Source organism: Promicromonospora sp. NPDC019610, from assembly GCF_044389365.1.
Classification (GTDB): Bacteria; Actinomycetota; Actinomycetes; order Actinomycetales; family Cellulomonadaceae; genus Promicromonospora.
The window spans coordinates 1,483,794-1,495,941 of the sequence record NZ_JBIRXX010000002.1 but is presented as its reverse complement, the minus strand read 5'-3'; the positions used below and the strand labels follow the sequence as shown (position 1 = coordinate 1,495,941).

The following is a 12,148-nucleotide window of genomic DNA, read 5'->3' as shown; positions in this document are numbered from 1 at the left end:
CTAGGGTCAACACCAAGCCTCAGGGCCTAGGCTTCAAGACCAGCACTACGTCAGAGAATCACCAGGAGGCGATCATGGCCGGTCAGGAAAGAATCAACCCGTCACACGAGGACCGCACTCCCGACGACGACGCCGAGACGCCGGCGCCCGCCGCTGCGGCAGCGCAGAAGGACGACGACGAGGTCGACGCCCTGCTCGAGGAGATCGACGAGGTGCTGGAGACCAACGCCGAGTCGTTCGTGCGTGGATTCGTCCAGAAGGGTGGGCAGTGAACCTGAACGCAGACCGCACCGCAGGACGACTCCCGGACGCCTTCCTGCGTCCGGGATCGTCGTCCTTCGTGGACTTCCTGGCCGAGCACGCCCCCGACCGGCTGCCCGGGAACCGGACCCTGCCCGCGGGCACGACCGACCCGGCGACCCTGTCCCCGCACGCCACCACGATCGTGGCGCTGACCTTCGACGGCGGCGTCCTGCTGGCCGGTGACCGGCGCGCCACGGCCGGCCCGATGATCGCCAGCCGCACCATCGAGAAGGTGTTCCCGGCCGACGAGTACTCGGCGGTCGGCATCGCCGGCTCGGCGGGCATCGGGCTGGAGCTGGTCCGGCTGTTCCAGCTCGAGCTGGAGCACTACGAGAAGATCGAGGGCTCGCTGCTGTCGCTCACCGGCAAGGCGAACCGCCTGGCCACGATGCTGCGCGGCAACCTGTCCATGGCGATGCAGGGGCTGGCGGTCGTGCCCCTGTTCGCGGGCTACGACCTCGACAAGGACACGGGCCGGATCTTCAGCTACGACGCCACCGGCGGCCGGTACGAGGAGCACGAGCACCACGGCGTGGGCTCCGGCTCGCTCTTCGCGCGCGGTGCGCTGAAGAAGCTGTGGCGCCGGGGCATGGACGCGGACGCCGCGGTCCAGGTCGCGGTCGAGGCACTGTACGACGCGGCCGACGACGACTCGGCGACCGGCGGGCCGGACACGGTGCGCGGCATCTTCCCGGTGGTCGCCACCGTGACCGTGGACGGATACCAGCGCATCGAGGACGCGGAGATCTCCCGCGTGGCGGAGCAGATCGTGGCGCAGCGCCGCGAGAGGGGGTCGATCGCATGAACATGCCGTTCTACGTCTCGCCCGAGCAGCTGATGAAGGACCGGGCGGACTTCGCCCGGAAGGGCATCGCGCGCGGCCGGTCCGTCATCGTCCTCGCGTACGAGGGCGGGATCGCCTTCGCCACGGAGAACCCCTCGCGGGCGCTGCACAAGATCTCGGAGATCTACGACCGCATCGCGTTCGCGGCCGTGGGCAAGTACAACGAGTTCGAGAACCTGCGGGTCGCCGGCGTGCGGTACGCCGACATGCGCGGGTACTCCTACGACCGGTCCGACGTGACGGCGCGCGGCCTGGCGAACGCGTACGCGCAGACGCTCGGCACGGTCTTCATCACCGAGTCCAAGCCGCTCGAGGTGGAGATCGTCGTCGCCGAGGTGGGTGCCCAGGCGGCGGACGACCAGATCTACCGGCTCACCTACGACGGCACCGTGGCCGACGAGCACGGCTTCGTCGTCATGGGCGGGCAGGCCGAGCAGCTCGGCCGGCGCGTCAAGGAGGGCTGGCGCGCGGACCTGTCGCTGGGGGAGGCGCTGCGGCTCGCCGTGGCGGCCCTCGGCTCGGGCGACGGTTCGACGCCGCGCACGATCGAGGCGGCGCAGCTCGAGGTGGCGGTCCTGGAGCGGGACCGCCCGCGCCGGGCCTTCCGCCGGCTGAACCGGCAGGTCCTGGCCGACCTGCTGGCCGAGGGTGCGCCGCCATCGGGCGAGCCTCCCGCCGACGACCTCCCGCCCGCGGGCGACGTCGCGGTCGGGGCGGCGACCCCGGGCCTGGGGACGCCGGACACGGTCCCGCCGGAGACACCCGCCGACCAGCCCGCCGACGAGCCGGCGGACCAGCCCGCCGAGGACTCCCCGACTCAGGAGAAGCCGGACGAGGGGCCGGACGCCTCCGGCACCACGCCCGGCGCCGACCGATAGCACCAGGTTCCGCGAACAGGGAGGGGAATCCATGGACCGCAGGATCTTCGGTCTCGAGACCGAGTACGGCGTCACCTGTGCGGCCGACGACGGGCGTGGCCTGTCGGCAGACGAGGTCGCCCGCTACCTGTTCCGGAAGGTGGTGGCGTGGGGCCGTTCCTCGAACGTGTTCCTGAGGAACGGCTCCCGCCTCTACCTCGACGTCGGCTCGCACCCGGAGTACGCGACGGCGGAGTGCGACGACGTGCGCCAGCTCGTCTCGTACGACCGGGGCGGCGAACGCATCCTGGAGGGCCTCGTGGCCGACGCGCAGCAGCGTCTGGAGCACGAGGACCTGCCGGGACGCATCCACCTGTTCAAGAACAACACCGACTCGGCGGGCAACTCCTACGGGTGCCACGAGAACTACCTGGTGCGGCGGTCGGGCGACTTCTCGCGCCTGTCCGACGTGCTCGTGCCGTTCCTCATCACCCGCCAGATCCTGGTCGGGGCGGGCAAGGTGCTCTCGACGCCGCGTGGCGCGGTGTTCTGCCTCTCGCAGCGCGCCGACCACATCTGGGAGGCCGTCTCCAGCGCCACGACCCGGTCCCGGCCGATCATCAACACGCGCGACGAGCCGCACGCGGACGCCGAGCTGTACCGCAGGCTGCACGTCATCGTGGGCGACTCGTCGATGGCGGAGCCCACCACGATGCTCAAGGTGGGCAGCACCGACCTGGTGCTGCGCCTGGTCGAGGCGGGCGTCCCCATGCGGGACCTCACGCTGGAGAACCCCATCCGGGCCATCCGGGAGATCAGCCACGACCGCACCGGCAAGCACGCCGTGACGCTGGCCAACGGCCGGACCATGACGGCGATCGAGATCCAGTCGGAGTACTACGAGCGGGCCCGTGAGCTCGTGGAGGCCAACCTCGAGGTCACCCCGGTGGTCAAGCAGGTGCTCGACCTGTGGGAGCGCGGGCTGCGCGCGCTGCAGGCGGAGAACCTGTCGCTCGTGGACCGGGAGCTGGACTGGGTCATCAAGCTCAAGCTGATCCGGCGCTACCAGGAGAAGCACGACCTGGGGCTCGACGACCCGCGCATCGCCCGGCTGGACCTGGCCTACCACGACATCTCGCGCACCGAGGGCCTGTACAACCTGCTCGCGGCGCGCGGCATGGTCGAGCGGGTCACCACCGACCTGGAGGTGTTCGAGTCGACGGCGCTGCCGCCGCAGACCACCCGGGCCAAGCTGCGCGGTGACTTCGTGCGCGCGGCGCAGGAGGCGCGCCGCGACTACACGGTCGACTGGGTGCACCTCAAGCTGAACGACCAGGCGCAGCGCACCGTGCTGTGCAAGGACCCGTTCAAGAGCGTGGACGACCGCGTGGAGCGCCTCATCGAGAGCATGTGACGTCCCCGGCTCCGCCCCGGGACCGGCCGACGCGCCGGTCCCGGGGCGGAGCCGTTACAGGACCACCGTTCCGGGGCTGCTGCCCCGGCGTGGGAGACTCTGCGGGTGAGTTCCTGGGTACGCGTCCTCGTCGGTGCGCTGGCGGCGGCGGCGGTGGCCCTGACGGCCGCGTGCGCGCCGGCCTCGCTCCCGGTGGAGGTGGGTCCCGCCCCGACGTCGTCGGCGTCGCAGCAGCCGCTGCAGGTCACGGGCGCGAGCGGCGCCCCGCCCACGCTCGAGTACGAGAAGCCGTTCACGGTGGTGCGGCCGGGCGCGCGCATGATCTGGCCCGGCACGGGGGACGTCCTGGAGCGCGACGACCCGGTGCTGCTGAATCTCTACGCCCAGGACGGGCGCGACGGCACGGAGCTGCAGAACACGTTCCGCACCGCGCCCGCCGGGTACACGATGACCGAGAAGTCGCTCGGCAACCACCTCTTCGCCGCGCTGGAGGGCCGCCGCGTCGGCACGCGCCTGGCGCTCATGGAGGAGCAGGACGGCGTCCCGGTGCTGCTGGTCGTGGACGTGCTGCCGGCCCGCGCGGCGGGCCGGGAGGGCGCACCGCCGGGCAAGGACCTGCCGCAGGTGCGCCTCGACGACCTCGGCGCCCCGACCGTGCGCGTCCCGCGGGGCGTGCAGCCGCCGTCCGACCTGGTGGTGCACCCGCTGCTGCGCGGCACCGGCCCCCAGGTGCGGGCCGGCCAGATCCTCACCGTGGAGTTCACCGCCGTCCGGTGGAGCGACGGCAAGGTCGTCGACACGACCTGGACCGAGGGCACCCCGCCCCAGTCCGCCGAGATCGGCATCGGGCGGCTCGTCGACGGCTGGGACCAGGGCCTCCTGGAGCAGACCGTCGGGTCCCAGGTGATGCTGGTCGTGCCGCCGGACAGCGGGTTCGCGAACACCGCCAGCGAGCTGGCCGGCGAGACCATGGTGTACGTGGTCGACATCCTCGACGCGCACCAGGCGATCGCCGAGGACGACGAAGCCACGACGAAGGACACGAAGAAGAAGGAGGGCTGATGTCCGTCGCGATCCGAGTGATCCCGTGCCTGGACGTCGACGCGGGCCGAGTGGTCAAGGGCGTCAACTTCGCCGACCTGCGCGACGCCGGGGACCCGGTCGAGCTCGCGGGCCGGTACGACGCCGAGGGCGCCGACGAGCTGACGTTCCTGGACGTGTCGGCCTCGTCGGGCGACCGCGAGACCATGGTCGACGTGGTGCGACGCACCGCCGAGCAGGTGTTCGTGCCGCTCACGGTGGGCGGCGGCGTGCGCTCCACGGACGACGTCGACCGGCTGCTCCGGGCCGGCGCCGACAAGGTGGGCGTGAACACCGCGGCCATCGCGCGCCCGGAGCTCATCTCCGAGATCGCGCAGCGGTTCGGCTCCCAGGTGCTGACCCTGAGCGTCGACGCGCGCCGCGTCACCGGCGACGTCACGACGCCGTCCGGCTACGAGGTCACCACGCACGGCGGGCGGCGCGGCACCGGGATCGACGCCGTGGAGTGGGCCGAGCGCGCCGCGAAGCTGGGTGCGGGCGAGATCCTGCTCAACTCGATGGACGCCGACGGCACCACCGCGGGGTTCGACCTGGAGATGCTGCACGCCGTGCGCGAGCGCGTGCACGTGCCGCTGGTCGCCTCGGGCGGCGCGGGCACGCCGGAGCACTTCGTGCAGGCGGCCCGGGCGGGCGCGGACGCCGTCCTCGCGGCGTCGGTGTTCCACTTCGGCGCGCTCACGGTGGGCCAGGTCAAGGACGCGATGCGCGCCGCGGGCCTCGACATCCGCTGAGACGCCGCCGGGACGTCCGGGGGGCCGTTCGCCGGGGCCGTCCCGGGACTTCCTTGACCTCGACCGACGTTGAGGTCGTAGCGTCGGCGACGCCCCGGGCGTAAATCCGTCGAATCGATTCCCGCGCCATGAGAAAATTGTGCGGTCCCCCCCAGGAAGCGAGGTCTTGCCGTGCCCCCAGATGCCCCGCGACCCACCCCGATGGCCCTCACGGGCTCTCGCGTGCGCCGGTCGATCTCGCTCATGTGGCGGGGGATGCGCTCGCACCCCGGCATCTACCTGCTGGCCGTGGGCGCCTCCGGGCTCTTCGGCGCCCTGACCGTCGGCGTGAGCCGCGCGGTCGGCTGGGCCACCGACTCCGTCGTCGTCCCGGCCATCGCGGGCGACGAGGCCGCCCGCGACCGGGTCTGGCTCGCGGGGCTCGTGCTCGGGGCCGTCGCGCTCACGCTCGCGCTCTCCGTCGCCGGCCGGCGCATCTGGGCGGGCTACGGCGTCGTCCGCATCCAGGCCGACCACCGCACCGCGCTGACCCGGCAGTACCTCCGGCTGCCCGGTTCCTGGCACCGCTCGCACCCCGCCGGCCAGCTCCTGAACCACACCACCTCGGACACCGAGGCCGCCACCGGCGTCTTCAACCCGCTGCCGTTCGCGCTCGGCGTCGTGGTCATGATCGGCGTCTCCGTGGTGCTGCTCGTGTCGATCGACCCGTGGCTGGCACTCGCGGCGCTCGCCGTCATCCCCGTCACCGTGGCCGTCAACGCCGTCTACCAGCGGCACATGTCCCCGGCCGTGACCCGGGCGCAGCGCCTGCGCGGCGACGTGGCCGACGTCGCGCACGAGAGCTTCGAGGCCGCCCTGCTCGTCAAGGCGCTCGGTACCGAGGACCGCGAGGAGAGCCGGTTCGGCGCCCGCACGCAGGAGCTGCGCGCCGCGAACGTGCGGGTCGGCATCGTCCGCTCGCTGTTCGACCCCGTGATCCAGACCCTGCCGTCGATCGGCACCCTGCTGGTGCTCGGCGTCGGCACCTGGCGCATCTCCGCCGGCGCCGTCGAGCCGGGCGACCTCGTCACCGCCGCCTACCTGCTGACCATGATGACCGTGCCCGTGCAGGCGTTCGGCTGGGTGCTCGGCGAGCTGCCGCGCGCCCTGGTCGGTTACGAACGCATCGCGGCCGTCGCCGACGCGACCGGCGCCCTCGAACACGGCGACACCCGCCTGCCGCGGGCCGACCGCCCGGCCGGCATGGCGGTGCGCCTGGCGGGCGTGGGCGTCGACGTCCCCGCCGTCAGCGGGGCGGTCGGCCGCTCGATCACCCTGCTCGACGGCGTGGACGTCGACGTCCGGCCGGGCGCCACGGTCGCCGTCGTCGGCACCACGGGCGCCGGCAAGACCACCCTCGTGAGCCTCCTGGCCCGGCTGTCGGACCCGACGCGCGGGCAGGTGCTGCTCGACGGCGTCGACGCCCGCACCCTGGCCGACGGCGAGATCCCCGCCCACGTCGCGCTCGTCACGCAGTCCACCTTCATCTTCGAGGACACCGTGCGCGGCAACGTGACGCTCGCCGACGCGGGCGCCCCCGGGGCGCCGTCCGACGACGAGGTGTGGGACGCCCTGCGCCTCGCCCGCCTGGACGAGACCGTGCGCGACATGGCCGGCGGCCTCGACGCACCGCTGGGCGAGCGCGGCGCCAACCTGTCCGGCGGACAGCGACAGCGCCTCGCGATCGCGCGCGCCCTGGTGCGCAACCCGCGCCTGCTCGTGCTCGACGACGCGACCAGCGCCGTCGACCCCCGCGTGGAGCAGGAGATCCTGCGCGGCCTGGCCGCGCGGACGGACGCCGCGGCCGACGATGCGGCCGACGATGCAGCCGACGATGCAGCCGGCGCCGCCGACAACGATCCAGCCGGCCCCGCCACCCCGGGCACCACCGTGATCATGGTCGCCTACCGCATGTCGTCGGTGGCGCTCGCGGACCGCGTGGTCCATGTCGACGGCGGCCGCGTGGTCGACGTCGGCACGCACGACGAGCTCATGGTGCGCGACCCCGGCTACCGCGCGCTGGCCACGGCCTACGAGGCCGAGACCGAGCGCCGCGCGCAGGAACGGGCCGACGAAGCGGCCGCCGGGACGCTGGACGACGAGCTGGAGGAGGTGGCCCGATGACCGCGGTGACGGACGAGCCCGACGTGACCGACGTGCCCGAGGACCTGCTCGACGCCGACGGCGCCCGCATCGAGTCGGCCAGCAGCCTGGGCGTGTTCGCGACCCTGCGCCGCGGCATCGAGATCAGCCCTGAGATCACCCGCGGCCTCTGGGTCACGCTCCTGCTCGCGTCCCTCGCGGCCGCGGGCCGCGTGGTGGTGCCGCTCGCGGTGCAGCAGACGATCGACGTCGGCATCCTGGCCGACGGCGGGCCCGACGTCGGCCAGGTGGCGCTGCTCGCGTCCCTCGCGACGGGGGCGCTCGTGCTGGCCGCGCTGTGCGCCGCGCTCGTCAACGTGCGCCTGTTCCGCTCGGCCGAGGCCGGGCTGGCGACGCTGCGCGTCAAGGCGTTCCGGCACGTGCACGACCTGTCGACCCTCACGCAGAACACCGAGCGCCGCGGGGCCCTGGTCTCGCGCGTGACCAACGACGTCGACACGGTCTCCCTGTTCGTGCAGTGGGGCGGCATCATGCTGCTCGTCAACGTGCTGCAGGTGCTCGTGGCGACCGGGCTGATGCTGGTCTACTCGCCGATCCTGACCGCCGTGGTCTGGATCGCCTTCGTCCCGATGTTCCTGGTGATCCGGTACGGCCAGAAGTACGTGAACCGCGCGTACACGCTGGTGCGCGAGCGGGTCGGCGCGATGCTCGGCGCCATCTCCGAGTCCGTGGTGGGCGCCGAGACGGTGCGCGCCTACGGCGTGGCCGAGCGCACCGGACGCCGGATCGGCGGCGCCGTCGAGGCGACCCGCAGCGCCCAGGCCCGGTCCCAGGTGCTGGTCGCGGCGACGTTCTCGTCGGGCGTGCTCATCTCCAACCTGGTGCTCGCCGTCGTGGTGGTCGTGGGCACGCTGCTGGGCGTGGGTGGCGGCCTGACGGCGGGCCAGCTCGTGGCCTTCCTGTTCCTGGTGCAGCTCTTCACCGGCCCGGTGCAGATGGCCACCGAGATCCTCAACGAGCTGCAGAACGCCGTGGCCGGCTGGCGGCGCGTCATCGCCGTCATCGAGACGCCGGTGCAGGTCGCCGAGAAGCCGGACGCCGTGACCCAGGAGCGCGGGCCGGCGCACGTGACGCTGCGCGACGTCCGGTTCGCCTACCCGGGCGGCCCCGAGGTGCTGCACGGCGTGACGCTGGACCTGCCGCCGCGCACCAAGGTGGCCGTGGTCGGGCAGACCGGCTCGGGCAAGACGACGATCGCGAAGCTCGTCACGCGCCTGATGGACCCCACGGCGGGCGCCGTCGAGCTGGACGGCACGGACCTGCGCGACCTGAGCTTCGCCTCGCTGCGCGAGCGCGTGGTGCTGGTGCCGCAGGAGGGCTTCCTCTTCGACGGCACCGTGCTCCAGAACGCGGCCTACGGCCTGCGGGCGCCGCTGGAGGCGCCGTCCGGGCAGGAGGCCGAGGACGACGGCGAGCCGGCCGCCGGCCACCGCGTGGCGGTCGAGCGGGCCTTCGCCGAGCTCGGTCTGGCCGACTGGGTGGCGGACCTGCCCGACGGGCTCGAGACGGCGGTCGGCCAGCGGGGCGAGGCGCTGTCCGCGGGGGAGCGGCAGCTCGTCGCGATCGCCCGCGCCTACCTGGCGCAGCCGGACCTGCTGGTGCTCGACGAGGCCACGTCGGCCGTGGACCCCGCGACCGAGGTGCGCATCGCGCGGGCCCTGGACTCGCTGACCGCGGGCCGGTCCACGATCACCATCGCGCACCGGCTCTCCACCGCCGAGGCGTCCGACCTGGTGGTCGTGGTGGACCAGGGCCACGTCGCCGAGGTCGGCTCCCACACGGAGCTGGTCGCGGCGGACGGCGTCTACGCCCAGATGCACGCGAGCTGGGTGGCCCAGACCCGGTAGCACCGGTCGGCCGGGGTAACGGTTCGGGGCCGGCGGCGGACATCACATCGCCGTCGGCCCACGACGTGGCAGGATTCTCAGGTGCCCGAAGTTCTCGACCCCACGATCTCCGCCCGACTCAAGCGCGACGACGCCGGCCTGGTCGCCGCCGTGGTCCAGCAGCACGACACGGGCGAGGTGCTCATGGTCGGCTGGATGGACGACGAGGCCCTGCGCCGCACCCTCACGCAGGGGCGGGTGACGTTCTGGTCCCGCAGCCGCGAGGAGTACTGGCGCAAGGGCGACACGTCCGGCCACGCCCAGTACGTCAAGGCGGTGAGCATCGACTGCGACGGCGACGCCCTGCTGGTCCAGGTGGACCAGGTGGGCGCCGCGTGCCACACCGGAGCGCGCACGTGCTTCGTCGCCGGGGGAGACCTGGGCGCCGTCGTCGGCGACCGCGACCAGGGCGACCGCGACCGGGGCGACCGCAGCAAGGGCGACCACAACCAGCAGACCGAGGAGACCCGGTGACCCAGCTCGACAGCCAGCCCGACACCCACGAGGCCCGCGCGGCGACCGCACCCGCCGACCTGCCCTGGGGTCGCACCTGGCCGAGCCTGCCGGAGTTCCGGGAGATGGCCGCCGACCGCCGGGTGATCCCCGTGGTCCGCCCGCTGCTGGCCGACGACACCACGCCCGTCGGCCTCTACCGCACGCTGGCGCAGGGCCGGCCCGGCACATTCATCCTGGAGTCGGCCGAGTCCGGCGTCTGGGCGCGCTGGTCGTTCGTCGGTGTCGCCTCGCGCGCGACCCTGACCAGCGACGGCGGCCAGGCCGTGTGGACCGGCGACGTGCCCGTGGGCATCCCGACGCGCGGCGACGTCGTCGACGTGGTCGACGCGGCGCTCACCGCCCTGCGCACCCCCGGCGTCGCGAACCTGCCGCCCCTGACCGGCGGCCTGGCCGGCGTGCTGGGCTGGGACGTCGTGCGGCACTGGGAGCCCACGCTCCCGGCGACCGCACCGGACGAGACGGGCGCGCCCGAGCTCGCCCTGTGCCTCGCCACGGACCTCGCGGTGGTGGACCACCGGGAGGGCACGGTCTGGCTCGTCGCCAACGCGATCAACGCGGACGCCACGGACGAGCGCGTCGACGAGGCGTACGCGGACGCCGTTGCGCGGCTCGACGCCATGCAGGCGCAGCTCGCGGCGGGGGCGCCGCCCGTCACGTCCGTCGTCGCGCAGGACCTGCCCGAGCCGCAGCTCGAGTTCCGGTCCACGCGCGAGGAGTTCGAGGACGCGGTGCTCGCGGGCAAGGAGGCGATCCGGGACGGCGAGGTGTTCCAGGTGGTGCTCTCCCAGCGCCTGGACCTGGACTGCGCGGCCGACCCCCTGGACGTCTACCGGGCGCTGCGCACGATCAACCCGAGCCCGTACATGTACTACTTCCACCTGGCCAAGCCCGACGGTGCCGAGTTCGCCGTCGTGGGCTCCAGCCCGGAGACGCTCGTCAAGGTGGACGACGGCCACGTCACGACCTACCCGATCGCGGGCTCGCGGCCGCGCGGCGCCCACCCCGAGGAGGACGCCGAGCTCGGCGAGGAGCTCCTGGCCGACCCCAAGGAGCGGGCCGAGCACATCATGCTCGTCGACCTGTCCCGCAACGACATGGTCAAGGTCTGCGAGCCCACCAGCGTCGAGGTGGTCGAGTTCATGAAGGTGCGGCGGTTCAGCCACATCATGCACATGTGCTCCACCGTCGTGGGCCGGCTGCGCCCGGGCTTCGGCGCCCTGGACGCGCTGCGGGCGACGTTCCCGGCCGGCACCCTCTCCGGCGCGCCCAAGCCCCGGGCGATCGCGCTGATCGACGAGCTGGAGCCCGCGTCGCGCGGCATCTACGGCGGGGTGTGCGGCTACTTCGACTTCGGCGGCAACATGGACATGGCGATCGCGATCCGCACCGCGTACATCGCGGACGGCCGCGCCAGCGTGCAGGCGGGCGGCGGCATCGTGGCCGACTCGGTGCCCGCGCTGGAGTACGCGGAGTCGCGCAACAAGGCCGCCGCGGCGGTCCGCGCCATCCAGCTCGCGTCGCGCCTGACGCCGCTGCGCCCCGCGCCGTCGCGGGCGGCGGAGCCGCGGACCGCGGGGGGCGACCGGTGACCCGCACCCGCACCGTCCTCGCCCTGCTCGTGCTGGGCGCGCTGACCTTCGGCACGGGCTCGCCCACCTGGATCACCACCACGGTCGCCACGGCGCTGCAGCCCGAGGTGGCGGTCGCCGCGTCCGGCACCTCGGCCGCGCCGGGCGTGGGGGCGGGCGCCCTCGTGCTGCTGGCGGCAGGCATCGCCTGCGCGCTCACCGGACGCGTCGCCCGGTACGTGGCGCTCGTGGTCGCCGCGGCGGCCGGCGTCCTGGTCGTGGGCAGCACGCTCGTCGTCGTCCAGGACCCGACCCCCGCCGCCACCGCCGCGGCGTCCGCCTCGAGCGGCGTCACCGAGCTGACGTCGCCCGTCGTGCTGACGGCCTGGCCCTGGGCCGCGGTCGCCACGGGCGTGCTGGCCGTGGCCGTCGCCGTGTGGGGCGCCGTCGCGGCCCGCGGCTGGACGGCGACGTCGGGCCGGCACGAGCGCGCGGGCCAGGCCCCGGGCGCCGGCACGGCCACCAGCACCGAGGCCACCAGCACCGAGGCCACCAGCACCGCCGGACCGGCGACCCCCGCGACGGCGCCGGGAACGGCCCCCGAGCCGCCGGACGACGACGAGATCGACCCCCACGACGCCTGGGACGCCCTGTCCCGCGGCGACGACCCGACGGGCCGCTGACCCGGCCGCGAGCGGTTAGGCTGGGCGCGTACCGCACGACACG

General features: G+C 73.8%; 11 protein-coding genes. All 11 read left to right on the top strand.

The genetic code is table 11. From position 1 onward, the window contains the following. Positions 1-74 precede the first annotated feature (74 nt). The 11 genes from ACH45N_RS18295 (at position 75) to ACH45N_RS18245 (ending at position 12,105) form a co-directional block, all read left to right on the top strand. Positions 75-272, top strand: coding sequence for a ubiquitin-like protein Pup (locus ACH45N_RS18295; protein WP_121383395.1), 198 nt, complete (start codon positions 75-77; stop codon positions 270-272). After that, positions 269-1,108: a proteasome subunit beta gene (gene prcB / locus ACH45N_RS18290; RefSeq protein WP_397396394.1), complete on the top strand. Its 840-nt coding sequence runs from the start codon at positions 269-271 to the stop codon at positions 1,106-1,108. Before ACH45N_RS18295 ends, prcB begins: the two co-directional genes overlap by 4 nt. After that, positions 1,105-2,025: a proteasome subunit alpha gene (prcA, locus tag ACH45N_RS18285; protein ID WP_397396392.1), complete on the top strand. Its 921-nt coding sequence runs from the start codon at positions 1,105-1,107 to the stop codon at positions 2,023-2,025. The genes prcB and prcA overlap by 4 nt, the downstream gene beginning before the upstream one ends. A gap of 31 nt (positions 2,026-2,056) precedes the next feature. Then, entirely contained in the window at positions 2,057-3,418 is a 1,362-nt protein-coding gene (pafA, locus tag ACH45N_RS18280) for a Pup--protein ligase (RefSeq protein WP_182616863.1), read from the top strand. 105 nt (positions 3,419-3,523) lie between these two features. Continuing rightward, positions 3,524-4,480, top strand: coding sequence for an FKBP-type peptidyl-prolyl cis-trans isomerase (locus tag ACH45N_RS18275; protein ID WP_397396389.1), 957 nt, complete (start codon positions 3,524-3,526; stop codon positions 4,478-4,480). Further along, positions 4,480-5,250, top strand: a complete 771-nt coding sequence (gene hisF, locus ACH45N_RS18270; RefSeq protein ID WP_397396387.1) for an imidazole glycerol phosphate synthase subunit HisF — start codon at positions 4,480-4,482, stop codon at positions 5,248-5,250. Before ACH45N_RS18275 ends, hisF begins: the two co-directional genes overlap by 1 nt. A gap of 255 nt (positions 5,251-5,505) precedes the next feature. Then, positions 5,506-7,413 (top strand): ABC transporter ATP-binding protein, encoded by a 1,908-nt coding sequence (locus ACH45N_RS18265; RefSeq protein WP_397396385.1) that lies wholly within the window; start codon positions 5,506-5,508, stop codon positions 7,411-7,413. Beyond that, positions 7,410-9,299 (top strand): ABC transporter ATP-binding protein, encoded by a 1,890-nt coding sequence (locus ACH45N_RS18260; protein WP_397396383.1) that lies wholly within the window; start codon positions 7,410-7,412, stop codon positions 9,297-9,299. Before ACH45N_RS18265 ends, ACH45N_RS18260 begins: the two co-directional genes overlap by 4 nt. Before the next feature lie 81 nt (positions 9,300-9,380). After that, positions 9,381-9,812: a phosphoribosyl-AMP cyclohydrolase gene (gene hisI, locus ACH45N_RS18255; protein WP_397396381.1), complete on the top strand. Its 432-nt coding sequence runs from the start codon at positions 9,381-9,383 to the stop codon at positions 9,810-9,812. Continuing rightward, the gene (locus ACH45N_RS18250; RefSeq protein ID WP_397396379.1) at positions 9,809-11,443 is read left to right on the top strand and encodes an anthranilate synthase component I; all 1,635 of its coding nucleotides are present in this window, start codon (positions 9,809-9,811) and stop codon (positions 11,441-11,443) included. Before hisI ends, ACH45N_RS18250 begins: the two co-directional genes overlap by 4 nt. Further along, complete coding sequence (locus ACH45N_RS18245; RefSeq protein ID WP_397396377.1) at positions 11,440-12,105, top strand: Trp biosynthesis-associated membrane protein; 666 nt, start codon at positions 11,440-11,442, stop codon at positions 12,103-12,105. Before ACH45N_RS18250 ends, ACH45N_RS18245 begins: the two co-directional genes overlap by 4 nt. Positions 12,106-12,148 lie beyond the last annotated feature (43 nt).

What these genes read in the sequence shown, in the direction of transcription:
- hisF (WP_397396387.1), top strand. Translation starts at nt 4,480, where the DNA reads ATGTCCGTCGCGATCCGAGTGATCCCGTGCCTGGACGTCGACGCGGGC.
- ACH45N_RS18295 (WP_121383395.1), top strand. Translation starts at nt 75, where the DNA reads ATGGCCGGTCAGGAAAGAATCAACCCGTCACACGAGGACCGCACTCCC.
- ACH45N_RS18260 (WP_397396383.1), top strand. Translation starts at nt 7,410, where the DNA reads ATGACCGCGGTGACGGACGAGCCCGACGTGACCGACGTGCCCGAGGAC.
- pafA (WP_182616863.1), top strand. Translation starts at nt 2,057, where the DNA reads ATGGACCGCAGGATCTTCGGTCTCGAGACCGAGTACGGCGTCACCTGT.
- ACH45N_RS18265 (WP_397396385.1), top strand. Translation starts at nt 5,506, where the DNA reads ATGCGCTCGCACCCCGGCATCTACCTGCTGGCCGTGGGCGCCTCCGGG.
- prcA (WP_397396392.1), top strand. Translation starts at nt 1,105, where the DNA reads ATGAACATGCCGTTCTACGTCTCGCCCGAGCAGCTGATGAAGGACCGG.